The following is a 26,237-nucleotide window of genomic DNA, read 5'->3' as shown; positions in this document are numbered from 1 at the left end:
AAATTACTGATTAATATCCACCTGCCAGAACAAATGTTTGCCAAACGGATCGATTTCGTAGCCTGTCACCTCTTTGCGCACCGGTTCGAAGATCGTTGAATGCGCAATCATGACCGCAGGTATCTGGTCATGCATGATCTGCTGCGCCTCTTTATACAGCGCCACGCGCTTGTCGCGATCGGTGGTTGATTTTGCTTCCGCGATAATTTTATCAAACGGCTTGTAGCACCACTTCGCCGAATTCGAACCGCCGTTTGCCGAGGTGCAGGTAAATAGCGGTCCAAAGAAGTTATCCGGGTCGCCCGTTGCGGTCGTCCAGCCCATCAGGGCGGCCTGATGTTCACCGTCCTTCACGCGCTTGAGATATTCGCCCCATTCGTAGGTGACAATTTTGGTCTGCACCCCCACCTTCGCCCAGTCAGCCTGAATCATCTCCGCCATCCGTCTGGCGTTCGGGTTATAGGGCCGCTGGACGGGCATCGCCCACAGGTCGATACTCATGCCGCTGGTTAAACCGGCCTCTTTCAGCAACGCTTTCGCTTTTTCAGGATCGTAATCGTAATCCTTCAGTTCGCTGTCAGCGCTCCAGACGCCCGGCGGCAGCAGGTTTTTCGCCGCGGTTCCGGTGCCGTGGAACACCGCGTCGATAATGGCCGGTTTATTGATCGCCATCGCCAGCGCCTGGCGAACCTTCACGTTATCCAGCGGCGGCTTTTGGGTGTTAAACGCCAGGAAACCGGTGTTCAGCCCGGCCTTGCTCATCAGCGTAATATCTTTATTGGCCTTCATACGCGGCAGATCCGCCGGGTTCGGGAACGGCATCACCTGGCATTCGTTTTTCTCAATTTTGGCAAAACGCACGGAGGGATCCGGGGTAATGGTAAAGACCAGCCTGTCCAGCTTCGATTTCCCCTGCCAGTAGTCGGCAAACGCGGTAAACAGGATGCGGGAGTCCTTCTGATACTGCGCCAGCTTAAACGGCCCGGTGCCGATCGGCTGCATATCCACCTTCTCCGGCGTGCCCGCTTTCAGCATCGCATCGGCATACTCCGCGGAGAGGATTGAGGCAAAATACCATGCCAGATCGGCGACAAACGGCGCTTCCGGATGGGCCAGGGTAAAGCGCACCGTGTGGTCATCGACTTTATCAATGGCGGTAATCAGGCTGCCAAACTCCAGACTTTCGAAGTTGGAATAGCTACCGTTTGAGACGTTGTGATACGGATGATTCACGTCCTTCTGACGCATAAACGAGAAGATCACGTCATCGGCGTTAAAATCGCGGGTCGGCGTGAAGAATTTATTGCTCTGGAACTTCACCCCTTTACGCAGATGGAAGGTGTAAACCTTGCCGTCGTCGCTCACCTCCCAGCGCTCTGCCAGGCTCGGCACCAGCTCCGTGGTGCCGGGTTTGAAATCGACCAGCCGGTTGTAGACCGGCACGGCGCTGGCATCCACGCTGGTGCCCGAGGTGTATAGCTGAGGATTAAAGTTTTCCGGTGACCCTTCGGAGCAATACACCAGCGTTTTCGCGCCTACGGTGGAACTGACCGTGAGCGCAGCGAGTGCCAGCGTTAACGTTGTGCGTTTGCTTGTCATCATTTATTCCTGTCTTTTTAATTCGACGGCTAATTAATTCTTTTGCCATTTCATAAATAACATTAAAGTGAAGTGGCAAACACCCGAAAAATAAATAAGGAAGAAAACACTATGGGCTCGCCGCTTTCCAGACAATTAACGCACCGTTTTTTCCGCTATCTTGCGATTACCAGCCAGAGCGATCCAAAAGTTAAAACCCTGCCCTCCACGCCGGGCCAGCACGACATGGCGCGAGAACTGGCGCAGGAGCTGGCGCAGCTGGGGTTAGACGACATCGTGATTGACGAATTCGCTACCGTGACGGCAGTGAAAAAAGGCAATGTGCCCGGCGCGCCGCGCATCGGCTTTATTACCCACATTGATACCGTTGACGTCGGTTTATCACCGAATATTCATCCGCAAATATTAACCTTTAATGGTGAAGATCTCTGTCTGAATAAGGAAAAAGACATCTGGCTGCGGGTGAACGAGCACCCGGAAATTCTGGCTTACCCGAATGAGGAGATTATTTTCAGCGACGGAACCAGCGTATTGGGCGCAGATAATAAAGCAGCGGTGACGGTGGTGATGACCGTGCTGGAAAACCTCACCGCTGAACATCAGCATGGCGACATTGTGGTCGCGTTTGTGCCAGACGAAGAGATTGGCCTGAACGGCGCCAAGGCGCTGGATTTGAAACGCTTCGACGTGGACTTTGCCTGGACTATCGACTGCTGCGAGCTGGGAGAAATTGTTTACGAGAATTTTAACGCGGCAGCGGCAGAGATCCACTTCACCGGCGTGACGGCGCACCCGATGTCCGCCAAAGGCGTGCTGGTGAACCCATTACTGATGGCGACCGACTTCATCAGCCATTTCGACCGCCAGCAAACCCCGGAGTGCACCGAGGGCCGCGAGGGCTATATCTGGTTTAACGGCATTCAGGCCGGACAGAACGACGCCGTGCTAAAGGCCAATATTCGTGATTTTGATAAAGCCGGCTTTGCCGCCCGCAAGCAGCAGATTGCGGACGTCGCCGCGCTGATTGCCGCCCAACACCCGACGGCGAAGGTGGAGTATCGCATTGAAGATACCTACAGCAACATCAGCAATGCGATTGGCGAAGACCGGCGCGCCATCGACCTGATGTTTGAAGCGATGGAATCGCTCGGCATCACCCCAAAACCGATCCCTATGCGCGGCGGCACGGACGGCGCGGCGCTGTCGGCAAAAGGGTTACTCACCCCGAACTTCTTCACCGGCGCGCATAACTTCCATTCGAAGTTTGAGTTCCTGCCGCTGTCGTCGTTCGAGGCGTCTTACAAGACTGCCCTGCAGATCTGCCTGCTGGCCGCCCGTTAAGCGGGCTTGCGCGCCAGCATGGTGGCAAAGCGCAGCTTGATGCGGTTGCCGTTTTCATCGGTGCGGTGCAGCTCGCCCACCTCTTCGTTGTATTTGAGCAGCTCCCAGCCTTCGTAGTAGCTGCTCAGTTCGCCGCTTTTGAACGCAAACGGGAAGCCGACGGTGCACGGGTAATCCGCCGTGTCCATCGCGGCAACGATCAGGTTGTAGCCGCCGGGTTTGGTGCAACGCTGCATGTTGGCGATAAGGCCCGGGATGGTTTTCGCCTCCAGGAACATCAGCACCACGGTGGAAAGAATAAAGTCGTACTCGCCGTCAAAGCTCAGGCTGTTCAGATCTTTGACGGCAGTATGCAGATTCTCAATCCCTTCTGCCGCCTTGATGCGCTCGATGTTATCCACGCTCATCGGGTTTTTATCCCAGGCGGTGACATCGTAGCCGTTGGCCGCCAGGTACAGGCTGTTGCGGCCATTTCCACAGCCCAGATCCAGCGTCTTACCGGGCTTCACGATCCCCGCGCTGTACAGCACCTCTGAATGCGTACGGGTTAAGCCATATTTCTCTGTGAAGTAATTTTCATCGACAGCCATTATTTTTCCTCAGATTGCATAAGCAGTGCTTTATCAGTGCGCACCAGAAGTTTGCCCTGAATCAGCAGAATAAACGTACGGACCAACAGCATCCCAATGATGAGGTTGGTAAAGATAAACAGCGGCACGGCAATGGCGTGGAAAAAACCTGACGAACTGCCGTGTCCCAGGTGCAGCCCCGTGGTTGCCAGGGCCGACACGCCAAACGAGAAGCTCCAGAACGAGGCGTTAAACGGTTGAGACACATACCACGGCAGCAGGCGCAGCATAAACAGCAGCTGCAACAGGCCGTAGCCGAACAGCATTTTGGCGAAGGTGTCGGCTTCCCCGCCGTTGACGCTAAACCAGGCGCTACAGGCCACCAGCGCGGGGGCCAGCTGAATGCCTAACGCGGTGCGCTGCGCGGTGGGAAGCTCTCCGGCGCTGCGAAGACGCTGGAGGATAACCGGCTCCAGGCTGAGCCAGGAAAAGACGCCCGCGCCGAGAAAAACGAGCCCTGCATCGTTGAACCCCAGGGCACCGCACGCCATCGCGCTGATGAAATTATTCGCCACCGTCGGCAGATACAATCCCGGCGTGGTGGCCTCCTGCGGGTGTCGGCCTCGCCAGAGCCCGGCGCTTTGCCAGGCGGAATAAGCAAGCTGTAACACCACCCCCACGCCGAACAGCGCCAGCGATACCGGGCGGAACCAGGGCACAAAACCGATGGCGACCAGCATGGTGGTGGCCGGAAAAAGGCTGACGAAGCTGCTCATTACCGGGTGGCGCATCTCTGCCAGCACGCTGTGCGGGAAGCGGATCGCACGGGTAATAAACGCCGCCGTCAGTAAAAACCAGCATGCAACCGCGAGAGCGACCAGAATCTCACCCGGCCAGCGCGTCACCGGCCACAGGGTGCTGGCGTATCGCCAGGCGAAACCCATGCCGATGATGCCAAGCACCATGCCAAAATAGCCTGCGGGAAGGTTAAGCGCCTGTTGGGGTTTGTTTGATTTATCCATTAATTTGAATTTTTAAAATGTATTTTAAATGCCATTTTAAGAGGTTTCCGCGACGGATGCCAGCACAACGGAAAGCCGAAAGTTTGCTACGTTTAGTGAAGACGCATATCAGGGATCCCACGATGAAAAAGTATCGGCTCAGCGATGAAACCCGGCTCTGGCAATGGAAAAATGGCGAAACATCTCACTCAACGACGCTGCGGCAGGTTATCGCCACGGTGGATTTTAACGATGTGACGGCCGGTACGAAAGGCGGCTGGGTTGACGATGAACGCGCCCTTGCGCAGGACGGAGACTGCTGGATCTACGATGAGAACAGCGTAGTATTCGCCGGTGCAACCGTGTCCGGCAACGCGCGCCTTACCCTGCCGTGCACCGTCAGCCATGACGCGCACATCGGCGATAGCTGCTGGCTGGACGCCGCAGAGGTCAGCCACGGGGCGCGAATAAGTGACAACGTCACCGTTCAGCACTCCTGCGTGCGGGGTGAGTGCCATCTCTACGGCGACGCGCGCGTCCTGCACAACAGCGTCATCATCGCTGCCAAAGGCCTCACGCCGGACCATGACCAGATCCTGCAAATTTACGGCAAGGCGACGGTAAGCCGGTCGCGCATTGTGCATCAGGCGCAAATATACGGCGAGGCGATGGTGAATAACGCCTTTGTTGAGCACCGCGCTGAAGTGTTCGACTGCGCTATCCTCGAAGGTAACGAACTCAACAACGTCTGGGTGTGCGACTGCGCCAAAGTGTACGGCAACGCCCGCGTGATAGCCGGTTTCGACGACGACGCCATCCCTACCGTGCGCTACAGCTCACAGATTGCTGAGAACGCCGTGGTGGAAGGAAACTGCGTCATCAAGCACCACGTTCTGATCGGCGGGCAGGCATGGCTGCGCGGCGGGCCGATCATGCTGGATGATAAAGTGGTGATTCAGGGACGCGCGCGGATCAGCGGCGACGTGCTGATTGAGCATCGGGTAGAAATCACCGACGATGCGGTGATAGAGGCCTTTGCTGGTGAGAGCATTCACCTGCGCGGTGAAAAGGTGATCAACGGCGACCAGCGTATTACCCGCACGCCGCTGCTGGGGGCGCTATAGGGTATAAATCTTGCCGTAGATGTTCACATCATCATAGGTGCCATTCAGGTATTCCGCCTCCCTCAGGCACCCTTCCAGCGTAAAGCCGTTGCGCATGGCAACGCTGTTGCTGTGCTGATTCGCCACCCGACACTTAATCACAAAACGGCGGATCTCACCGCGCCCGGCGTAGTAGCGCATAAACGCCTGCAGTGACTGCGAGAGGATCCCCTGCCCCTGATGCGCTTCATCCAGCCAGTAGCCGATGTACGCGGCTTTGTTGGCCGGCTCAATCGCATTGAACGACAGCACGCCGACCAGCTCATCGTCCTTGAAGATCAAAAACATTTTGGCGTAGCCGCGCTGGTGCAGCATCTGGTTACTCTGCACGTTGCGGCGGGTATCCTCAACGCTTCCGACGTGCTGCGCCCAGTCAAAGGCGGTTTGCAGATAGGCTCTGTTTTTAACGACGAGATTATGCAGATCGGCGGTGTAGCGCTCTTCAACGGCGCGAAGCTCGAGAGCGTCAGTTACCGGAATAGTTTCGGATTGTGTTGCGGTCATTGCCCCTCACCCTAACCCTCTCCCGGAGGGAGAGGGAATCGATCGTTAACGCATTACCCGATCGTCAACGTAATTACGTTTATCCGGCGCTGGCGGGAAATACTGATACAGCCAGGTTTCGCTGATGGCATCGCCCTGGCAGCGCAGGAACAGACGCATATCCACCGGTTCGGTAGAGTCAGAGGTTGGATACCAGTCAAACAGAATGCGATAGCCGTCAAACGGTTCAACGTAGAGGATCTCAACCTGCTTTGCTTCACCGCTGGAGAGCGTAATCACCGGCTCAATGCCCTTCGGCGCGGCGGCCTTCAGGTCACCGCCGACGAAGTCGATAGCAAAGCGGCGGGCCCACACTTTCGGATAGTGTTCGCCCGGCGCCCAGCCCTCCGGGAAGCCGCCCATACCGGTGCGGGTCGCGTAAACGTTGGCCAGCGGGGAACGCACCGGCGGCTGCGCGCTCCAGTAGAGACGATATTTAAAGTCCAGCTCGTCGCCCGCTTTCACCGGTTTTTCCGGCTGCCAGAAGCAGACCACGTTATCCAGCGTTTCACCGGTGGTTGGGATCTCCATCAGCGCGATGGATCCTTTCCCCCAGTCGTTGCGCGGCTCAACCCACAGGCTAGGGCGCTTGTTATACCAGCCCATCACGTCCTGATAGTGGGAGAAATCGCGATCGAGCTGCAGCAGGCCGAACCCTTTCGGATTTTTATCCAGATAGGCATTGAACTGCAGCTTCTGCGGGTTATTCAGCGGACGGCAGATCCACTCCCCGTTGCCGCGCCACATTGCCAGGCGGTCGGAGTCGTGGATTTGCGGGTGAATGGTGTCGCACATGCGGCGTTCATTATTGCCGCAGCTGAACATGCTGGTCATCGGCGCGATGCCCAGCTGCTTAATGTCCTTACGCGCGTAGAGATGGTTTTCCACCTCCATGATCACCTGGCTCTTCTCGCAGTGGATCACGAATTTATAGGCACCGGTGACGCTCGGGCTGTCCAGCAGCGTATAGACGGTAAAGGTGGTATCGCCAGGCTTAACGGTTTCAAACCAGAAGGAGGTGAAGTCCGGGAACTCTTCCGGGGTGTCGGTAAAGGTATCTACCGCCAGACCGCGCGCGGAAAGGCCGTACTGGTAGGTATCATCCACCGCGCGGAAATAGCTCGCGCCCAGGAAAGAGACGATATCGCGGCGCGCCAGCTCTGGCGCTTTAAAGGCGCGGAAGCCCGCAAAGCCGAGATCGCTTTGCCCTTCAAGCTGTTTGGTATCAACTCCCGTGTCACCGTAGCTGAACAGCTCGGGGCGGAAGTGGATCTCGCGCGCCATAGAGGTCGACTGGTCCAGCGAGAACATCCGCACGCGGCGGCGGAACCCCATTCCCATATGGAAGAACTGCACGTCCAGCTGACGCCCTTCAATGTTGTTCCACAGAGACTGTTTTTCATCGTAGCGGATGGCGTTATACGCCTGCGGCGTCATGGTCGCCAGCGTCTCCGGCAGCGGACGCGGCGCGCCACCCCACGGGGTTTTCGCCAGGTCATGCGCCATGGATTGCAGTACGGAGAAGTCAAACCGACGGCTCTGACCGTCAGCGATGTCAGAGTCAGCAGCGTATGCCGCTTTGGAAAACAGGGAAGCAAGGCCGGAGGTGCCGCTCAGGGCTGCCACAGCCAGCGAGCCTTTTAGAAAACGTCTGCGATTCATGCCTGGAAAAACGTCCTTATGGTCGTGTGAATGTGTTTCGCGCTTGGCGAAATGACGGCAAGAAAGAACGCACAGCCTAAACAAAAATGGTTAAGAATCCAATTGTTGGCCGGTGATTATCTGAACAAAGTGAGAAATATTTTCTGTCGACCAGAACGGCCCGAAAGTGGTGTAAAGAAAGCCTGGAAAATGTGTAGAAAAATGCCCCGGCGCGACATCGTTCGCCGGGGCCAATGAGGCGGTTATTTTACGCTGACATCGATACCCGGGAAGTACTTATCAGCGAGTTTGGCGATCGTGCCGTCGGCACGTACTTTATCAATGGCGGCATCAAGCTGCTTTTTGGTGGCCTCGTCACCTTTGCGCAACCCAAAGCCGATCCCACTGCCGAGGATCGTGTCGTCAGACACCGGTTTGCCGATGAAGCCAAACCCTTTCCCCTGCGGCTTGCTGAGGAAACCCGCCTGCCCGGCCGCGGACATCACCAGCGAGGCGTCAATGCGGCCATTCAGCAGGTCACCCCAGGCCATATTCTGATCTTTATAAGACACCACGGTGACACCCTGCTTTTCCCAGTGCTCTTTGGCATAGGTTTCCTGAATTGACCCCTGCAGCACGCCGATGGTTTTCCCCTTCAGCCCTTCAGGCGTCGCTTCGACCGCCGTACCGGCCTTGCCGACCAGCTGAGACGGAATACGGTAGATCGGCTGGGTAAAATCAATGCTCTTGCGGCGCTGTTCGGTGATATTCATCGCCGAGTTGATAGCGTCAAACTTCTTCGCCACCAGCCCCGGGATCAGCGCGTCAAACGAGGTTTCTACCCAGCTGCACTTCAGCGCAGCCGCTTTGCAGATGGCATTCCCCAGCTCAACGTCAAATCCTTCCAGCTCGCCTGCCGCGTTGCGGCTCTCAAACGGCGGGTACTCCGCTTCCAGACCGTAGCGCAGCTCGGTGGCCGCGAAGGAAGAAAACGTACACAGCAATCCCATGCCGACAACTAACGCGCGTAATTTCATCTCATACTCCTTAGCGTGGTTTAACCCGACACAGGGCCTGGGCACCTGCCCGTAACGTCGACTCATCCTTCGCAAAAGAGAGACGAATCAACTTATTATCCGTGCCGTCGGCATAAAACGCCGACAGCGGAATGGTGGCAACGCCGTACTCAACGATCAGCCGCTTCACCAGCTCGCTGTCGCGCTCGTCGCTGAACCGGCTGTAGTCCGCCAGCATAAAGAACGACCCGGCGCTCGGCAGCAGGGTAAACGGCGAATCGGCCAGCAGGCCGTGCAGCAGATCGCGCTTGCGCTGGTAAAACGCCGACAGCGCCAGCCAGGTTTGCGGATCGGTCATATGTTCTGCAAACGCGTGCTGCATTGGCGTATCGGCAGAGAACATCAAAAATTGATGGACTTTACATATCTCGTCCATCAGCTCCGCGGGTGCCACACAATAACCCACGCGCCAGCCGGTGACGTGATAGGTTTTTCCGAAAGAAGAAATAATCACGCTGCGCTCCGCCAGCTGCGGGTGCGTGGCCATCCCGCGGTGCGGTTCCCCATCAAACACGACGTGTTCGTACACTTCGTCAGACAAAATAATGATGTCGGTATTGCGCGTCAGCGCCGCCAGCTGCTGCAGGTCATTAGCGGAGAAGACCTGGCCGCTCGGGTTGTGCGGCGTATTGATGACGATCATGCGCGTGCGCGGGGTGATGGCCGCACGGACCTCATCCCAGTTGACGGCAAAATCCGGCACCGTGAGCTTGATGGCGACAGGCGTTGCCCCCTGAAGACGCACAATCGGCGCGTAGCTGTCAAACGACGGCTCAAAGTAGATCACCTCGTCGCCAGGGTGCACCAGCCCGCTTATCGCGGAATAGAGCCCTTCGCTGGCGCTGGCGGTGACCAGCACCTCGCTGGCAGGGTCGTACCGCGTGCCGTAGAGCGCGGCAATTTTATCGGCAATGCGCTCTTTGAGCGGCTGCAGGCCGGTCATCGACGCATACTGGTTATGCCCTGCCTCCATCGCGCGGGTGACGCCGGCAATCAGCTTCGGGTCGCAGGAAAAATTCGGTGCCCCCTGAGAAAGGTTGATGGCGTTATGCTGGGCCGAAAGCTGGCCGATAACGGTAAAAATGGTGGTCCCCACGTCTGGCAGCTTGGAGCGCGTTTGCACCGGCGTTCGTAAAGTCATCCTCTTTCCCTTCTCATGGATATTGCATAACTATTCAAACAACATCTGCGTTGCCGGGACAATCGAATTGTTGTCATAATAGCCATGAGAAAAATGCATAGCTGAGGTGTTTTAATGTCGCGCCGTTCGCTCCCGCTCAATGCCATCGACGCATTTTTAGTCACCGCGCGTCATCTGAACCTTACCCACGCCGCCGCGGAGCTGTGCCTGACGCAGGGGGCCGTGAGCCGTAAGATTGCTTCCCTTGAAGCGTGGTTTGGCTTTCCGCTGTTTGAGCGCCACGCGCGCGGGCTGCGCCTCTCCCCGCAGGGCAGCGCCCTGCTTCCCGAGCTGCAGTCCTCATTCGAACAGCTGCTGAGCGTGGCCGACCAGGCCCGCAGCCAGCACACGGTGATCCGCCTCAAGGCCCCCACCTGCGCGATGCGCTGGCTGGTGCCGCGCCTGCTGGAGGTAGAGCGCGAGCAGCCGGATCTGCAGATCGCATTGACCACCACCACCGATCATAACGTCAATTTCAAAACCGAATCTTACGACGCCGCCATCGTCTTCGGCACGCACATGAGCGCAGGCGATCTGCTGTTCGAAGAGGCGCTCACCCCGGTATTCAGCCCCGTGCGGGCGGGTGCCGCACTGGGTTCACTGACGTTTCTTCACCCGACAAGGGATAAGACAGACTGGTCACTGTGGCTGGCGAATCAGGAAGGTCCGGGCTTTGTTATGCACAAAAATCAACACTTCGATACGATGGATCTCTCCATTACCGCCGCCATTCAGGGCCTGGGCGTGGCCATCGCCGACGAAACGCTGGTGGCAGAAGATGTCCGCGCCGGAAGGCTGATGCGGCCCTATGAGACCAGCATAAAAACCGGCGCGAGCTACCGGCTGGTGCTGCGCGAAACGCCTTGTCAGGAAAATGGTCTGGCGGCGTTTCGCGCCTGTTTGCTTAATCGAGGCTGACGTGGTGCTTCATCACGCGCTTGAAGAGGCTCATGCGGGCGCGCATAAATCGGTTTTCAAGCCTGAAACCTGCATCTTTATTCACGCCAATACGTAACAGCACATCCCGCCCTTTGCGGCAGGCGGGCCAGCGCGTCGGCCCGTGAAGGCTGTCATGCGTTCCGGCATCGCGCGCAAAGCTTACCCAGTAATCAGCCACCCGGGCGGCAAACGTCAGATCCCGTTCGTTAACGTACTGGCGCGAAGGCTCCACCTGCCCGAGGGTATCGAACGCGTACGGCACCTCATTGCCGTGCCAGGCACCGTTGATATAGGTGTCATGTTCCGCTTCGGCCACATAGTCAAACCAGTAACGCCAGCAAAGCCCGCCGACGCGCTGCTGCGCCTGCATCACCACGTAGCCCATGGTGGTGAAGGCCATGTCGCGGCACACCTGCCTGCCGAGCTCCTCGTCGCCTTTCACGCCCGGATAAAGCAGCTTGATGAGCCCCAGCCCGAAGCGGCGCTCCCGGCGAAGCTTCTGGATCTGCCCGGCGAGATCGACACCAAACACCGCCATCACGCTGGCTTCATCGCTGTTGGAGCCAATCATCACCGGCACGGGATGCTGACGGGCGGCGAAAAAGACGTCCAGCATCGCCTCCGGCAGAACGCAATCCCCGACGATGGGCGCCGGGGCGACGTTCAGCGGCGCGGTCAGCGGCCAGAACGCCTCGGGCGGGATGGCGCGCAGCTGCTCTGCCGTCGCGTTCTCCAGCCCGAAGTGGGCGGCCAGCGCTTCCCCTTTTTGCAGGGCCTGCTCGCGCGGCGTATCCGGCAGGGTGTACCCGCTTTGCACTATCGCCTTATGAAATAGTCCTTCCGCCAGCGGCGAGGCCAGCAGCGACAGCACGCTGCGCGCGCCGGCGGATTCACCAAACAGGGTCACGTTAGTAGGGTCGCCACCAAACGCGGCGATATTCTCCCGCACCCATTCGAGCGCGGCGATCTGATCCAGCAGGGCAAAATTATGCACCACCCGCTCTTCTTCCCCCTCAAGCGCGGGATGGGCAAAGAAGCCGAGATGGCCGAGACGGTAGTTAATCGTGACGATAACCACCCCACGGGATGCCAGGGCCTTGCCGTTATAGGGCGGCAGGCTTCCGGCGCCAATTGTAAACCCCCCTCCGTGCAGCCAGACCATGACCGGCAGCGGCCCGGTACGGTCGACGGGAGACCAGACGTTCAGATAGAGGCAGTCTTCAGAAAACTGGCCGGGATCGCCCCCGCCCAGCTCCTGACAATATTCACTGCTTTGCCAGCTTGAGGGCGAAAAGGCGGTAGCTTCACGCACGCCGTCCCAGCGTTCCGGCGGCCGGGGTGAGCGCCAGCGCCAGTCGCCAACGGGCGGTGCGGCATAGGGAATACCGCGCCAGAGGTGAACGTTTTCATCGGTTAAACCAGACAGTGCGCCCTGGCGCGTTTCAACCACAGGGGCGGAAGGATTTTGCATAACGACCTTATTTTTTCCATCACACCCCTGAAGAGTAACGATTTCAGAGCAAACCGCAACGCTGTTTGCTGCGCGTTTCCGCCTCCTCGTAGAGCGTAAATTCGTCATACACCGGACAGCCGAGCGCGGCTTCAAACGCATTGCGGCTGGCATTCCCGTGGCTGCGCGCCTGGGTTTCATTTCCAAGATTGGACTGGAAAATCCCCGCCGCGCTGACCGGAAGGAAATCTTCGTAGATTATCGGCTGGGCCACCACCCACCCGCGTTCGATCAGCGGCTGCGGGTCATCGCCCGGACGAAACGCGTGACGATGGGCCTCTCCCGCCGGGGTCAGGCGATAGCGAAAATACGCCAGCTCCTGACGGCGCAGGAACATTTCGCTGTCCGGGAAGGCGCTGAAAATCTCCCGCAGATGCAGCTGGTGCGTAAGGTTATCTTTTCCGGTTCCGGCCTGGGCCAGCAGGCTATCGTACAGTTCACGGCCTTTCGGGGTCAGCGCCACGCCGCGCTGTTCAATTTCACCGAAGCGCGCGGTGTGGGTGCCTTTATGTTCCCCGGCGAAAAGCACCGGCTCTTCGAGGGCTTTAAAGCTGGTCTGACGCAGCAGGATCGGCACTTCACGACGCGGCGGCCCTTCGATCAGAATTTTTGGCTCAATGCCGTACTTCGGCATCAGCTCCTGTACCCGGTCGATGTCCAGCGTGCGCGGCGTGAGGTGGTTGATATGGCAGCCCGGGAAGCAGACGACGTCAGCTATCAGGCGGTGCTCATTACTCAGCGCCAGGTAGGTCTCCTGGTCGACCGTAGCATGACGGTGCCAGCGGAAGGTTTCTAACGCTTCCTGCACAAACTCGTGCGCCTGCGCTTCGGTAAAATGCCCTTCCGACTCGTGGAGGTCAATAAGTTCCAGACAGCGCGGCGTAAAGATGTTCCGGTGAGAGAGAATTTCTGCCGCCCGCTCGCGCAACGCCACGTTTTCAATCAGCTCAAGGCGCAGCAGTGAGGTAAAGATACGAAACGGATTACGGCACAGCGCCGCATCGTCAACCGGACGAAACGCCGTTGAGTGAACCGGCACCCCCGCCTGCGAGAGATCGTAATAGCTGACCGGGAACATGCCCATGATGGCAAACATACGACGCAGGGTGGAAAGCTCTTGTGCGGTGCCAACGCGGATCGCCCCGTGACGCTCCACGTTCAGGCGCGCCAGCTCGTCGGCGTTCGCCAGTTGTTCATGTAATAGTGGGTTATTTTCCAGAACCGCCAGGTTTACGTCCGCGACCAGCTCAAGCAAGGTGCCGTACTGCGGAACTTCCTGCTGGTACATCGCCGACATAGCCTGCGAAAAGTGTTCCCGAATATCATCAGCCGTGATGGTGTTCGCCATGATGTCATGCCTCCAGTGAATATTACCTGGAGTGTAGAGAAGGCCGTTCCTTCCGGGGGGAAGAATTTCTGATTTGTGATCTTAAGACGCCAGTGGTTAAACCGTGTGCTACCGACCCCTGCCGGGCGCCTCGTCATCTTTTTCCAGGATTTTCCTTATGATTCGTAGCGGCTATTTTTTCTAGCCCTAAAGGGGTAATCTTTTCCATCTCATCGCTTGCAAATTATCCGATTTGGTTACGCCATTATTATCAGCCTCGACCTTGCGCTTTTTAACTTAAACTTAGGACTAATCCGAGCGTTTGTTTACAAGTCCTTCCCACCCTTCCATATTTCCCAACCAAGCGAAGCGCAAACGCAGCAATAATTAAATATAACGTAACCGCTAATGGCGAAACGCATTTGACGAATGTCGCACAGCGACTAGAGTTATTACTCGAACGACGAGTGATACGGAATATTTTCGTATCGTACTGACATAACCAATATATGAATATGAGGTTTAATATGGCAGAGCATCGTGGTGGTTCCGGTAATTTCGCTGAAGACCGTGAAAAAGCATCAGAAGCTGGACGTAAAGGTGGCCAGCACAGCGGTGGTAATTTTAAAAACGATCCGCAACGCGCATCTGAAGCGGGTAAGAAAGGGGGACAGAACAGTCACGGCGGAGGCCGTAAATCTGATAACTCCTGATCTTATTTAGTACTCTTTTAATAATACCAGAGAGCATGCTGCGGGCTGAAAAGCTCGCAGTACCCTCTCCTTATTTTACCGGAGCGTAATAATTATGAATATGAAAAGCGTTGAGGATGTATTTATTCATCTTCTGTCGGATACCTACAGTGCGGAAAAACAGCTAACCCGCGCGCTGAGTAAGCTTGCCCGTGCCGCATCCAGCGAGAAACTGAGCGCGGCCTTTACCGCACACCTTGAAGAGACGCAGGGTCAGATCGAACGTATCGACCAGATCGTTGAACAGGAAGACGGTATCAAACTCAAGCGCATGAAATGCGTGGCGATGGAAGGCTTAATTGAAGAAGCCAACGAAGTCATCGAAAGTACGGAAAAAAATGAAGTCCGTGATGCTGCCCTAATTGCCGCTGCGCAAAAAGTAGAGCATTACGAAATTGCCAGTTACGGTACCCTTGCAACACTCGCAGAACAGCTGGGCTATAAAAAAGCCGTTAAACTTCTTGCCGAAACGCTGGAAGAAGAAAAAGAGACCGACCTTAAACTCACCGATCTGGCCGTTGGAAATATTAACCAAAAAGCGCAGAAATGACGCAATAATACAGGTTAAATAAAATGAGCATCAGTCCCAGGACAATTAAACGGTGCCATTTAACGGCAGCTATAATATGGTTCATTCTCGCTATCCCTTCCGTAATATGGTGGAAGAACAGCGTGCTATGGGTCATTATCATCAGTATATACGCTAATATTGTCGGCCATTTGTCTGGCTACAGTGCCGCGCGTGCCGATCAGGCTGCTGAAAGTGAGACCAAATAAGCGAACCCATAATGAGGATACAATGATGAATCACGTAGAACACTACCATGACTGGCTACGCGATGCCCATGCGATGGAAAAGCAAGCCGAGTCAATGCTGGAATCCATGGCCAGCCGCATCGATAATTATCCTGATGTTCGCGCCAGAATTGAACAGCATATTAATGAGACAAAACGGCAAATTACATTGCTGGAGGAAATCCTCGACCGTAATGATATTTCTCGTTCGGTTTTAAAAGACTCGATGAGCAAAATGGCGGCGCTGGGTCAGTCCATCGGCGGCATGTTCCCCTCTGATGAGATCGTTAAGGGCTCGATCAGCGGCTATGTTTTCGAACAGTTTGAAATCGCCTGCTATACCTCCCTGCTTGCTGCCGCGAAAAAAGCGGGCGATACCGCCTCCGTGCCCGCCATTGAGACGATCCTGGCGGAAGAGCGCGAGATGGCCGACTGGCTGATTCGCCACATCCCCCAGACGACGGAACAGTTCCTGCTGCGTTCAGACGCATCGGGTGTCGAAGCGAAAAAATAACTCTGGAGAGTCTGCATGTTTCGACACGTTAAACAGCTGCAGTACACGGTTCGCGTTGCTGAACCGAATCCGGGTCTTGCCAATCTGTTGCTCGAACAGTTTGGCGGGCCGCAGGGCGAGCTGGCGGCCGCCTGCCGCTACTTTACGCAAGGGTTGAGCGATGACGATCCTGGCCGTAAGGATATGCTGATGGATATAGCAACCGAGGAGCTTAGCCACCTCGAAATCATCGGTACGCTGGTCGGTATGCTGAACAAAGGCGCCAAAGGCGAGCTGGCGGAAGGGGTTGAAAATGAGGCTGAACTGTATCGGTCCATGACCGAAAACGGTAACGACAGCCACATCACCTCCCTTCTCTACGGCGGCGGTACCCCGCTCACTAACTCGGCGGGCGTGCCGTGGACGGCGGCCTATGTCGATACCATCGGCGAGCCGACGGCGGATCTACGCTCGAACGTGGCGGCAGAGGCCAGGGCGAAAATCATCTATGAACGGCTAATCAACGTCACTGACGATCCCGGAGTGAAGGATGCGCTGGCGTTTCTGATGACGCGTGAGGCGGCGCATCAGCTCTCCTTTGAGAAGGCTCTGCAGTCCATTCGCAACAATTTCCCGCCGGGAAAACTGCCGCCAATCGAGGAATTCACCAACAAGTACTACAATATGTCTGAAGGTGGAGAGGTTCGCGGAAGCTGGAACAGCGATAAGCACTTTGATTACGTTGAGTCCCCCCAGCCTGCGGTTGATGGAGGAGACGGCAGCGCCAGCGTGACGCTCACAGCTGAACAGGCAACCCTGGTTAAGGCGATGTCTGCCCGCACGAAGTCCGATCCCCATTCCGACCCGCTGACCGGTGCCGAGCTGGGCGCCGGTAAGAAAAAACCGTAATCGGTTTTGCCGGGCAGCCCTGCGCTGTCCGGCAATTCTCGTGCCCCATCGCTTCAGAGGTACGGACCATGTTCGAACTTGATGCATTCCATCTCGCCAGAATTCAGTTCGCTTTTACCGTCTCGTTTCACATCCTTTTCCCGGCGATCACCATTGGTCTTGCCAGCTATCTTGTCGTGCTGGAAGGCATGTGGCTGCGCACCAAAAACGACGTCTGGCGCTCGCTTTACCACTTCTGGCTCAAGATATTTGCCGTCAACTTCGGGATGGGGGTGGTTTCCGGGCTGGTCATGGCGTATCAGTTCGGCACCAACTGGAGCGGGTTCTCCCAGTTCGCGGGCAGCATTACCGGCCCTCTGCTGACCTACGAGGTGTTAACCGCCTTCTTCCTTGAAGCCGGGTTCCTTGGCGTGATGATGTTCGGCTGGAACAAGGTCGGCCCTGGGCTGCACTTTTTTTCAACCTGCATGGTGGCTCTCGGCACGCTGATGTCGACCTTCTGGATCCTCGCCTCAAACAGCTGGATGCACACCCCGCAGGGTTTTACCATCGAGAACGGGCAGGTTATTCCGCAGGACTGGCTGGCGATTATCTTTAACCCCTCCTTCCCTTACCGCCTGATTCATATGGCCATCGCCGCGTTTCTGAGCAGCGCGCTGTTCGTCGGCGCGTCGGGCGCATGGCACCTGCTGCGCGGTAACGATACCCCCGCCATACGAACCATGTTCTCCATGGCGATGTGGATGGCGCTGCTGGTTGCCCCCATCCAGGCCGTGGTGGGCGATATGCACGGCCTGAACACGCTTGAGCATCAGCCGGCCAAAATTGCCGCCATTGAGGGGCACTGGGAAAATCCGCCCGGCGAGGCCACGCCGCTGTTGCTGTTTGGCCTGCCGGACATGGACGAGGAGCGCACCAAGTACGGTCTGGAGATCCCCGCGCTCGGCAGCCTAATCCTGACGCACAGCCTGGATAAGCAGGTTCCGGCGCTGAAGGACTTCCCGAAAGAGGATCGCCCAAACTCGACCATCGTTTTCTGGTCGTTCCGCATCATGGTTGGAATGGGCCTGCTGATGATTACCCTCGGCCTGGTCAGCCTCTGGCTACGCTATCGCCACCGGCTCTACCGCTCGCGTCCGTTCCAGTGGTTTGCCCTCTGCATGGGGCCTGCCGGTCTGGTGGCGCTGCTCGCCGGCTGGGTGACTACCGAAGTGGGCCGCCAGCCGTGGGTGGTCTACGGCTATCTGCGTACGATTGACGCGGTTTCCCTGCACAGCACCCTGCAGATGAGCATCAGCCTGCTGGCGTTCTTCGTTGTCTACTCGTCGGTGTTTGGCGTGGGCTATGTGTACCTCATCCGGCTGATTAAGAAAGGCCCGCAGCCCGTCGATACGCTGACGTCAAACACGTCGGGCACCCCCGCCCGTCCGCTGTCTGCCGCGGAGTCTGTTCCGGAACAGGAGAGAAACTGATGGGCGTCGATATCTCTGTTATCTGGTTTGCCATCATCGTCTTTGCCACGCTGATGTACATCATTATGGATGGCTTTGATTTGGGCATCGGCCTGCTGTTTAACTTCGTGGGCGATGCCAAAGAGCGCGATGTGATGGTCAACAGCGTAGCGCCCGTGTGGGACGGCAACGAGACCTGGCTGGTGCTTGGCGGCGCGGGGCTGTTCGGCGCGTTCCCGCTGGCCTATGCGGTGATCGTTGATGCGCTCACTATCCCCCTCACCGCGATGCTGATCGGCCTCATCTTTCGCGGTGTCGCCTTTGAGTTTCGCTTTAAAGCGACGCCTTCGCACCGCAAGTTTTGGGACTACTCCTTCGCCGGCGGCTCCCTGCTCGCCACCTTCAGCCAGGGGATCGTCGTGGGGGCGGTGATCAACGGCTTTGAGGTTGAGGGCAGACGCTTTGTGGGCTCGCCGCTTGACTGGCTGACGCCCTTTAACCTTTTCTGCGGTATCGGGCTGGTGGTCGCCTACACGCTGCTGGGCACCACCTGGCTTATCATGAAAAGTGAAGGCGCGTTGCAGCACCGCATGCGCGAGCTGACCCGCCACGTGCTGCTGGCCCTGGTGGTGGTGATAGCGGTCGTCAGCGTCTGGACGCCGCTCGGCTGGCAGTACGTGGCCGACCGCTGGTTTACCCTGCCCAACTTCTTCTGGTTCCTGCCGGTTCCCCTGCTGGTAGGGCTGTTCAGCGTGCTGATCTGGCGGCTGACCCGAAACCCGGCCAGCCACTCGCGCCCCTTCCTGCTGACGCTGGGGCTGATCTTCCTCGGATTTAGCGGCCTGGGTATCAGCCTGTGGCCAAACATTATTCCGCCGCGCATCACCCTGTGGGAAGCCGCGGCGCCCCCCGCCAGCCAGCTGTTTATGCTGGTCGGGACCCTACTGATTATTCCGGTGATTCTGGTGTACACCGCCTGGAGCTACTACGTCTTCCGGGGAAAAGTTTCGGATACTGAAGGCTATCACTGAGGAACGCTATGACGGACTGGCATACACGGGCCATTATTTACCAGATTGATACCGCGCTTTTTTATGATATGAACGGCGATGGCTGCGGGGACATCGCCGGAATAGCGGCCAAGCTGCGCTATATTCGCCGCATGGGGGCGACGGTTATCTGGATCACCCCGTTTTACCTCACGCCCTTTCTCGATGAGGGCTACGACGTCAGCGACCATCTGCAGGTGGATCCCCGCTTCGGAAAACTGGCCGATATTATCGCCTTTATCGAACAGGCCCGTGAACTGGGCATACAGGTCATTATTGAGCTGCTTATCCAGCACACCTCGGACGCCCATCCCTGGTTCCAGCAGGCCCGCCGCAGCCCCGCCTCGCCCTACCGCGACTACTATATCTGGTCGGATAACGACGAAGACGACACGCCCCCCATGTTCCCCGGCGTGGAAAAAAGCGTCTGGAGCTGGGACGACGAGGCGGGACAGTATTACCGGCACATGTTCTACCGCCACGAGCCGGACCTGAACCTGACCTCGCCCGCCGTGCTTAAGGAGATTGAGAATATTATCCTCTTCTGGCTCAAGCTGGGGGTATCGGGATTTCGGCTGGATGCCGCATCACACCTCACGAAGCAGGCGGGCAACGGTGACGAGAAAAAGGGCCTGTGGATCCTGGAGCACATGCGCCGTCTTATCGAACAGCGTAACCCGGACGCGATCCTGCTCGGTGAAGTGGACGTGGACGTGGAGGTTTATAAAGACTATTTCGGCAATAACGACCGCCTGCATCTGGTGCTCAACTTCTGGCTCAACAAGTATTTTTACGTCAGCCTGGCCAGAAAAAGCGCCCGCCCGTTGCGCAACGCGGTGAAGAAGATGATCGTCCCGCCCGATTCATGCTGTTTTGCCAACTGGCTGCGCAACCACGACGAGCTGGATCTCGAGGGGATTAGCAAAAAAGATAAACAGTTTGTCCTCGACACCTTCGCCCCTGACGAGGAGATGAACGTCTACCAGCGCGGGATCCGCCGACGTCTGGCACCGATGCTGAATGGCGACCCAAAGCGGCTGGCGTTCTGCCACGCGGTGCTCTTTTCCCTGCCGGGCGTCCCGGTGATGCGCTACGGCGATGAGATCGGCATGGGTGACGACCTGGAGCTGGAGGAACGCTACGCCGTTCGCACCCCAATGCAGTGGGCGGGCTCACGGGGCGGCGGTTTTTCGGCGGCCGATCCTGAAAAATTTATCGCGCCGATTATCGACCACGGCCCTTACCGCTATCAGAAAATCAACGTCGCCGATTCGCTGCTTCACCGCAACTCGCTCCTGCACCGGATCATTGATATTGCCAATACCCGCTCGGAGTTCCCCGAAATTGCCGTGGCGCCCTTTCGCCTCATCACCCTCGATCATGACGCGGTGCTGGGGATCTATTACGAGACCGACGAGCGCAGCATCCTGACCTTCGTTAACTTCAGCGACCAGCCGGTGCAGTTCACCGCAAAGGGGATCCGCAACGCCACCTGGACCGCCTGCCTCGCGGACAAACGCTACGACGACGCGCTGGTTTGCGGCAAAACCGTCGAACTCAGTATTGGCGGCTACGGCTACCGCTGGTTCTGGACGCACCGCAGCGCGCTGCGCTGATTAGCGTTTCCGGCGGGTTATCAGGCGCGTCAGCATAATCCCCGCCACCGCGAGCGCCCCCAGCGCCACCTTGCCCGGCATACCGGAGGTGACGGACGGGGCGCGGTTCTTCGCTTCGTCGGTAAAACGACCGTGGATTTTGTGCAGGTCGTTAACCGGCTGGTCGAGATAGTCCCGACGATCCGCGGCGTTCAGATCGTCGGTCATCTGGCCTTCCCAGGCTTTTTTCACCATCAGCCGGTCAAGGTAGCCCGGAAAGAAGAATTGCCCGACGATGGACTGGATGGTGCTGCTGCCCACCCACAGCTCGCGCACCGGTTTCTGCGCAACCTTAAAGATGGCCCTGGCGGCGACTTCAGGCTCAAAGACCGGCGGCACCGGGCGCATCGCCCAGGCGAACTTATTCCTCGCCCATTCGAACTGCGGCGTATTGAGCCCCGGCATCTGAACCATCGAAAGCTGGACCCGGCTGTTCTCGTGCATCAGCTCCGTGCGCACCGCATCGGTGAACCCGCGGATCGCCGCTTTGGCTCCGCAGTAGGCCGACTGCAAAGGGATGGAACGGTAGGCCAGCGCGGACCCCACCTGGATAATCACGCCCCTGTCGCGGGGCACCATCAGCTCCAGCGCGGCGCGGGTGCCGTTAACAAACCCAAGATAGGTAACGTCAGTCACGCGACGAAACTCATCCGGCGTCAGGGTACGAAACGGCGCCAGGACGGCCCCCATCGCATTGTTGACCCAGACATCAATCGCCCCGAGGCGATACTCGATCTCGTTAGCCGCATCCACCACCGCCTGGCTGTCGGCGACGTCCGCCTGCACCGCGTGGGCATTAACGCCAAAGCGGCGCAGCTCTTCCTGGGTTGAGTGCAGGCTGGCTTCATCGCGGGCGATAAGCCCCACATCGTAACCTGCCTTTGCAAAGTGCAGCGCCGTGGCTTTTCCCACGCCCGCCGTCCCGCCGGTAATCACTATGACCGCCATAGAACCTCCGCGTGAATTTAGCCGTTATTGCCGTCCGATAATTTTGTCACCAGTTCAGCGAGCGAATACTGCACCGCTTTTTCCACCACGTCCTGGCAGTCGCCGGAGAAAAGGACGGTGCGGGTTGTCGTCTCACCGCAGATATTCCAGGCAAAACAGACCGTTCCCGCCGCCGTGCCGTCATCGCCCCCTTCCGGGCCCGCGTAGCCGCTGATGGCGATGCTAATATCCGCCTGAGCAATGTCGCGGATGCTGGCGGCCATCTCGGTCACCGTCTGTTCACTGACGGCGGTATAGCGCGCCAGCGTTTCAGGGCGCACGCCGAGGATCCGCGATTTGGCTTCATCGCTAAACACAACCAGCCCGACGTCATAAAAATCGGCCGTGTTTTCCTCTGCACACAGCGCCACCGAGAGCTTTCCTCCCGTGCAGGATTCCGCGGTGGTTAAGCGCAGCCCGGCATCGGTTAATTTACTCGCCAGCTTTTTGGTGAGTTCACTCACGGTATAATGACTGTCGTGTAAAAGATTGCTCATTTTGCCGCCTCTTATTTTTCAACAGGAATGATTGAAATATGTCCATTGCGCTCAAGTATGGCATATTTAATTTCGCTCATTTCTGTAATGCCATTATTTTGACGCGCTGACACCAGAATATCATCACAAGATACGTCGACTTTTTTAAGCTTATCCGCTATGGGTACGCCATTCTCAACCAGAATCACAGGAGTTCCATCCAGGATATTCTCCACCGGGGAAAAATATTTCTTCATCAGGCCAAATATAATGTCAACGACCACCAGCGTGGTAATGGTAATCATTGCGCCGGTAACGGAGAAATCCTGCCCCAAAAGCGCCTGCTGCGTCGCCTCACTAATAATTAAGAGAAGGATGAGATCAAAGCTGGTCATCTGCAGCAGCGCGCGTCGCCCTGCCACTTTAAATACCACCACGAGAAACAGATAAATCGCCAGCGCGCGAAAGACCATATCCATATCAGCCTCCTAGGGGTAAATAAATTGCCAGAGGTTAATCTCCGGCTCGTTGTTGACGCGGATGACGGTGTTCCATTTACCGGCTCTGGAAGGTGTCGTGAAGTATAAAACAGAGAAATTGTCTGATTTTTGCAGGTCGTCATAGACCAAATAGAGGGTTTTTCCGTGGCTATACATTTTATCTGGCTGCGGCCAGACGCTGCCGGGCTCGTACACGTCGCTGCTATCGGTGGTCAGGCTGAGGGTATATCTGCCCTCCGTTTTCACCGGGAAGGTGAACTGCATTCTTGACTCCGTCTCCCGCCGACCGAAGCGTTCATAGTTTATGCTCAATGAGTTAGCGGAATTGGTTTTGGCCGTATCGCTCACCGTTCCGCTGGAAAAAAGACCGGCAACCGCAGCGATAATAATAGCCAGCAGTACCACAAAACCCACCTGGCGAAATGTATATTCGAACCTCAGCAAGCGATAACTCTCATCTATCCCGGGTAACTTTTCATTTTCACGCTTCATGGTCATCGTCACCGTTTCGCTTATTTCATGATAGTTTTGATTTCCAAAGAGAATGTTTTTAAGACTTATCACATTTGCCACATAAAGGAATAGCAACAATACTTAATATGTCAAGACACTCAAAAATGAAGGATATCAGATGAAATTATCACTTATTTCCGCTTTTTTGATATTTCTGGTTCCAGCTGCATGGGCAGATAATAACGGCGGGTTACAAAAAGGTGAAGCGCCGCCGCCCCCCCACGCGCTGGATAGCGGATATCGTGGAACCGACGACGCGCGTATTATGACCATCGTTCAGGCAAAACAAATGCACGATGGCGCGACAATTTCATTGCGCGGTAATCTTATTGACGGTAGCGGCGATAAGTTTGTATTCCAGGATAAAACCGGAAAAATCGACGTTATTATTCCCCAGGCAGTCTTCGACGGCAGAACGGTAAAACCCGATCAGATGATCAGTATCAACGGTTCGCTTGATAAAAAATCATCGCCTGCCGTCGTTCGTGTTGATCGTTTGCAGAAATAATTCAGCGAAGCGTTAACGCTGCAACTATCCATCAAATCTCACCCCTTGGCTTAAGGAGTCAGCTATGAGTGATACTACACAACGTACGAACGCTTACCCGCAACCCCCTTTCCCGGAACAGCCGCAAACGCCGCCGGGACTGGCGTCTGAAATGCAGCCTGTACCCGACCACGGGGAAACAAGCTATAAAGGGCATGGCCGCCTTGCCGGCAAAAAAGCGCTGATCACCGGTGGTGACTCCGGCATTGGTCGCGCGGTGGCTATCGCCTACGCCCGTGAAGGGGCAGACGTTGCCATCAACTATCTGCCTGAAGAAGAGAAAGATGCCGCCGAGGTCATCGACCTGATCAAAGCGGAAGGCCGCAAGGCCATCGCGCTGCCCGGAGACGTGCGGGATGAAACCTTCTGCCAGAATCTGGTGGAAGAAGCCGTCTCGAAGCTGGGCGGGCTGGATATTCTGATCAACAACGCAGGCCGTCAGCAGTACCGGGAATCCCTTGAAGAGCTGACCACCGAAGATTTTGACGCGACGTTCAAAACCAACGTTTACGCCCCCTTCTGGATCACCAAGGCGGCCCTGCGCCACCTGAAAGCGTCGTCCGTGATCATTAACACCTCCTCCGTTCAGGCGGTGAAGCCGAGCCCCGTGCTGCTGGACTATGCCCAGACGAAGGCCTGTCTGGCGGTGTTTACCAAATCCTTAGCCAAACAGCTGGGTCCGAAAGGCATTCGCGTCAACGCGGTCGCCCCCGGCCCGTACTGGACGGTACTGCAGTCCAGCGGCGGCCAGCCGATGGAAAAAGTGAAGGAGTTCGGCGGAGATACCCCGCTGGGTCGTCCGGGGCAGCCCGTCGAAATTGCTCCGCTGTACGTCACGCTGGCCTCGGATGAATGTTCCTTTACCTCCGGTCAGGTATGGTGTTCTGACGGCGGCGACGGCGTGATTTAAAACCCGTTACGCTTTTTTCCCTTCCACGCAGTGAGCAATAAATGAACAAGGACGTTCATCACCCGCCCCGCCTGAAAAACATGTTGTAACTCAAACAGATCAAATGTTAAAAATATTTTGCTATCAGGTTATCAAAATTAAACAACTTAACTTGTCACCCGCATCGCTCTGTTTTTAACATCGCCTATGGAAAAAAATGGTCTGTTCAGTCAGCGCATACGCTTGCGCCATTTGCATACATTTGTGGCCGTCGCTCAACAGGGAACGCTGGGGCGCGCGGCTGAAACTCTTAACCTGAGCCAGCCTGCGCTCTCGAAAACCCTCAACGAGCTGGAACAGCTGACCGGCGCCCGTCTATTTGACCGCGGTCGGCTGGGGGCACAGCTGACTCTGGTGGGCGAACAGTTCCTGACGCACGCCGTGAAGGTGCTGGATGCGCTCAACACCGCAGGCCAGTCCCTGCACCGAAAAGAAGAGCACACCAGCGAGGTGGTGCGCGTCGGTGCCCTGCCAACCGCGGCGCTGGGGATTCTGCCGCCCGTTATTGGTCAGTTCCACAAGCAGCAGCGCAATACCACTATTCAGGTTGCCACCATGAATAACACCATGCTGCTCGCGGGGCTGAAATCCGGTGAACTGGATCTCGGCATCGGGCGAATGTCTGACCCTGAGCTGATGGGCGGCCTCAATTATGAGCTGCTGTTCCTGGAATCCCTGAAGCTGGTGGTTCGCCCCGATCACCCCCTGCTGCAGGACACGGTGACGTTAAGCCGGGTGATGGAGTGGCCGGTAGTGGTTTGCCCGAAAGGCACCGTCCCGCGCCAGGCCGCCGAATCCTTGCTGCAGATGCAGGGGTGTACGCTACCTTCAGGGTGCATCGAAACGCTTTCGGCTTCCCTTTCGCGTCAGCTTACCCTGGATTATGACTACGTCTGGTTCGTCCCATCCGGTGCGGTAAAAGATGATTTACGCCAAGGCACGCTGACCGCCCTGCCGATAACCTCCCCCGGTGCGGGTGAACCCATCGGTATTTTGACCCGCGTGGATACCCCACTTTCCACGGGCGCACAAACGCTGCTGAGCGCGATTCGCAAATCCATGCCTGTTTGACCTCTTACCCCTCACCCTCTCCCCTTAGGGGAGAGGGAACTGGCCCGTGCGTTAATCAAATAATGCGGAATGATTCATTAACAATTGCGTAAAACAATTTAACAGTTTTATCATAGCGACGGATTCACCAAATGGTTCGCTAATCATTTTATAAACACGAATTCACTCGTATTAATCATTATATCTCCCGCATTTATTATC

General features: G+C 56.8%; 27 protein-coding genes. 14 read left to right on the top strand and 13 right to left on the bottom strand.

Going from position 1 to position 26,237, the window contains the following annotated elements; translation table 11 throughout:
• Window positions 1-3: 3 nt before the first annotated feature.
• On the bottom strand, window positions 4-1,599 hold the full coding sequence (locus tag USG84_RS05290; RefSeq protein ID WP_253543488.1) for an ABC transporter substrate-binding protein: 1,596 nt from the start codon (window positions 1,597-1,599) through the stop codon (window positions 4-6).
• Between the two features lie 111 nt (window positions 1,600-1,710).
• Here USG84_RS05290 and pepT point away from each other — a divergent pair, with 111 nt between their 5' ends.
• Window positions 1,711-2,940 (top strand): peptidase T, encoded by a 1,230-nt coding sequence (pepT, locus tag USG84_RS05285; RefSeq protein WP_253541968.1) that lies wholly within the window; start codon window positions 1,711-1,713, stop codon window positions 2,938-2,940.
• Here pepT and tehB read toward each other — a convergent pair.
• Both tehB and tehA read right to left on the bottom strand, forming a co-directional pair.
• Entirely contained in the window at window positions 2,937-3,530 is a 594-nt protein-coding gene (tehB, locus tag USG84_RS05280; protein ID WP_151413748.1) for a tellurite resistance methyltransferase TehB, read from the bottom strand. The genes pepT and tehB overlap by 4 nt on opposite strands.
• Entirely contained in the window at window positions 3,530-4,531 is a 1,002-nt protein-coding gene (gene tehA / locus USG84_RS05275; RefSeq protein WP_061098244.1) for a dicarboxylate transporter/tellurite-resistance protein TehA, read from the bottom strand. The genes tehB and tehA overlap by 1 nt, the downstream gene beginning before the upstream one ends.
• Before the next feature lie 122 nt (window positions 4,532-4,653).
• On the opposite strand from tehA, the gene ydcK reads away from it, so the two are divergent.
• Window positions 4,654-5,634 carry a YdcK family protein gene (gene ydcK, locus USG84_RS05270; protein WP_151413749.1) on the top strand — a complete coding sequence of 327 codons (981 nt, stop codon included), beginning with the start codon at window positions 4,654-4,656 and terminating at the stop codon, window positions 5,632-5,634.
• On the opposite strand, the gene rimL is transcribed toward ydcK, so the two are convergent.
• The 4 genes from rimL to USG84_RS05250 all read right to left on the bottom strand — a co-directional run bounded on the left by rimL (window position 5,629) and on the right by USG84_RS05250 (window position 10,074).
• A complete protein-coding gene (gene rimL, locus USG84_RS05265) occupies window positions 5,629-6,177 on the bottom strand; it encodes a 50S ribosomal protein L7/L12-serine acetyltransferase (RefSeq protein WP_151413750.1) in 549 nt (182 codons plus the stop codon). The genes ydcK and rimL overlap by 6 nt on opposite strands.
• 45 nt (window positions 6,178-6,222) lie before the next feature.
• Window positions 6,223-7,878 (bottom strand): glucan biosynthesis protein D, encoded by a 1,656-nt coding sequence (locus USG84_RS05260; protein ID WP_151413751.1) that lies wholly within the window; start codon window positions 7,876-7,878, stop codon window positions 6,223-6,225.
• 242 nt (window positions 7,879-8,120) lie between these two features.
• Window positions 8,121-8,894 (bottom strand): transporter substrate-binding domain-containing protein, encoded by a 774-nt coding sequence (locus USG84_RS05255; RefSeq protein ID WP_025756391.1) that lies wholly within the window; start codon window positions 8,892-8,894, stop codon window positions 8,121-8,123.
• 10 nt (window positions 8,895-8,904) lie between these two features.
• The gene (locus USG84_RS05250; RefSeq protein ID WP_151413752.1) at window positions 8,905-10,074 is read right to left on the bottom strand and encodes a pyridoxal phosphate-dependent aminotransferase; all 1,170 of its coding nucleotides are present in this window, start codon (window positions 10,072-10,074) and stop codon (window positions 8,905-8,907) included.
• 114 nt (window positions 10,075-10,188) lie between these two features.
• Here USG84_RS05250 and USG84_RS05245 point away from each other — a divergent pair, with 114 nt between their 5' ends.
• Entirely contained in the window at window positions 10,189-11,031 is an 843-nt protein-coding gene (locus tag USG84_RS05245) for a LysR family transcriptional regulator (RefSeq protein ID WP_320738193.1), read from the top strand.
• Here USG84_RS05245 and USG84_RS05240 read toward each other — a convergent pair.
• Window positions 11,018-12,523, bottom strand: a complete 1,506-nt coding sequence (locus USG84_RS05240) for a carboxylesterase/lipase family protein (RefSeq protein ID WP_151413753.1) — start codon at window positions 12,521-12,523, stop codon at window positions 11,018-11,020. The two genes, USG84_RS05245 and USG84_RS05240, sit on opposite strands and share 14 nt — an antisense overlap.
• 43 nt (window positions 12,524-12,566) lie before the next feature.
• A complete protein-coding gene (locus USG84_RS05235) occupies window positions 12,567-13,910 on the bottom strand; it encodes a VOC family protein (RefSeq protein WP_151413754.1) in 1,344 nt (447 codons plus the stop codon).
• A 506-nt stretch (window positions 13,911-14,416) separates the two neighbouring features.
• Between USG84_RS05235 and USG84_RS05230 the strand changes: the two genes are divergently transcribed.
• The 8 genes from USG84_RS05230 to USG84_RS05195 all read left to right on the top strand — a co-directional run bounded on the left by USG84_RS05230 (window position 14,417) and on the right by USG84_RS05195 (window position 20,954).
• Window positions 14,417-14,602: a general stress protein gene (locus USG84_RS05230; protein WP_004150795.1), complete on the top strand. Its 186-nt coding sequence runs from the start codon at window positions 14,417-14,419 to the stop codon at window positions 14,600-14,602.
• A gap of 94 nt (window positions 14,603-14,696) precedes the next feature.
• Window positions 14,697-15,191, top strand: a complete 495-nt coding sequence (locus USG84_RS05225; RefSeq protein WP_008502272.1) for a ferritin-like domain-containing protein — start codon at window positions 14,697-14,699, stop codon at window positions 15,189-15,191.
• Window positions 15,192-15,214: 23 nt separating this feature from the next.
• Window positions 15,215-15,418 (top strand): hypothetical protein, encoded by a 204-nt coding sequence (locus USG84_RS05220; RefSeq protein ID WP_013096662.1) that lies wholly within the window; start codon window positions 15,215-15,217, stop codon window positions 15,416-15,418.
• A 25-nt stretch (window positions 15,419-15,443) separates the two neighbouring features.
• Window positions 15,444-15,950 (top strand): ferritin-like domain-containing protein, encoded by a 507-nt coding sequence (locus USG84_RS05215; RefSeq protein WP_014831871.1) that lies wholly within the window; start codon window positions 15,444-15,446, stop codon window positions 15,948-15,950.
• A gap of 15 nt (window positions 15,951-15,965) precedes the next feature.
• A complete protein-coding gene (locus USG84_RS05210) occupies window positions 15,966-16,838 on the top strand; it encodes a manganese catalase family protein (protein WP_320726452.1) in 873 nt (290 codons plus the stop codon).
• A gap of 68 nt (window positions 16,839-16,906) precedes the next feature.
• The gene (locus tag USG84_RS05205) at window positions 16,907-18,310 is read left to right on the top strand and encodes a cytochrome ubiquinol oxidase subunit I (RefSeq protein ID WP_061098254.1); all 1,404 of its coding nucleotides are present in this window, start codon (window positions 16,907-16,909) and stop codon (window positions 18,308-18,310) included.
• Window positions 18,310-19,320, top strand: a complete 1,011-nt coding sequence (gene cydB, locus USG84_RS05200) for a cytochrome d ubiquinol oxidase subunit II (RefSeq protein WP_061098255.1) — start codon at window positions 18,310-18,312, stop codon at window positions 19,318-19,320. The genes USG84_RS05205 and cydB overlap by 1 nt, the downstream gene beginning before the upstream one ends.
• An 8-nt stretch (window positions 19,321-19,328) precedes the next feature.
• Complete coding sequence (locus tag USG84_RS05195; RefSeq protein WP_320738192.1) at window positions 19,329-20,954, top strand: alpha-amylase family protein; 1,626 nt, start codon at window positions 19,329-19,331, stop codon at window positions 20,952-20,954.
• On the opposite strand, the gene USG84_RS05190 is transcribed toward USG84_RS05195, so the two are convergent.
• The 4 genes from USG84_RS05190 to USG84_RS05175 are packed head-to-tail and all read right to left on the bottom strand — an operon-like array spanning window position 20,955 to window position 23,448.
• Entirely contained in the window at window positions 20,955-21,941 is a 987-nt protein-coding gene (locus USG84_RS05190) for an SDR family oxidoreductase (RefSeq protein WP_253541947.1), read from the bottom strand.
• Between the two features lie 17 nt (window positions 21,942-21,958).
• Window positions 21,959-22,477 (bottom strand): 2-oxo-tetronate isomerase, encoded by a 519-nt coding sequence (locus tag USG84_RS05185; protein WP_061098258.1) that lies wholly within the window; start codon window positions 22,475-22,477, stop codon window positions 21,959-21,961.
• An 11-nt stretch (window positions 22,478-22,488) separates the two neighbouring features.
• Window positions 22,489-22,935 (bottom strand): DUF421 domain-containing protein, encoded by a 447-nt coding sequence (locus USG84_RS05180; protein WP_061098259.1) that lies wholly within the window; start codon window positions 22,933-22,935, stop codon window positions 22,489-22,491.
• 9 nt (window positions 22,936-22,944) lie between these two features.
• Window positions 22,945-23,448, bottom strand: a complete 504-nt coding sequence (locus USG84_RS05175; protein ID WP_151413761.1) for a hypothetical protein — start codon at window positions 23,446-23,448, stop codon at window positions 22,945-22,947.
• A 139-nt stretch (window positions 23,449-23,587) separates the two neighbouring features.
• Here USG84_RS05175 and USG84_RS05170 point away from each other — a divergent pair, with 139 nt between their 5' ends.
• The 3 genes from USG84_RS05170 (at window position 23,588) to USG84_RS05160 (ending at window position 26,036) form a co-directional block, all read left to right on the top strand.
• The gene (locus USG84_RS05170) at window positions 23,588-23,977 is read left to right on the top strand and encodes a YdeI family stress tolerance OB fold protein (RefSeq protein WP_151413755.1); all 390 of its coding nucleotides are present in this window, start codon (window positions 23,588-23,590) and stop codon (window positions 23,975-23,977) included.
• Between the two features lie 64 nt (window positions 23,978-24,041).
• A complete protein-coding gene (locus USG84_RS05165; protein ID WP_061098262.1) occupies window positions 24,042-24,926 on the top strand; it encodes an SDR family oxidoreductase in 885 nt (294 codons plus the stop codon).
• Between the two features lie 186 nt (window positions 24,927-25,112).
• Window positions 25,113-26,036, top strand: coding sequence for a LysR substrate-binding domain-containing protein (locus tag USG84_RS05160; protein WP_151413756.1), 924 nt, complete (start codon window positions 25,113-25,115; stop codon window positions 26,034-26,036).
• Window positions 26,037-26,237: the final 201 nt, after the last annotated feature.

Origin of the sequence: Enterobacter sp. 168J2 (assembly GCF_034107265.1) — a bacterium.
GTDB lineage: Bacteria > Pseudomonadota > Gammaproteobacteria > Enterobacterales > Enterobacteriaceae > Enterobacter > Enterobacter nematophilus.
This window is presented reverse-complemented; position numbering and strand designations above follow the sequence as displayed.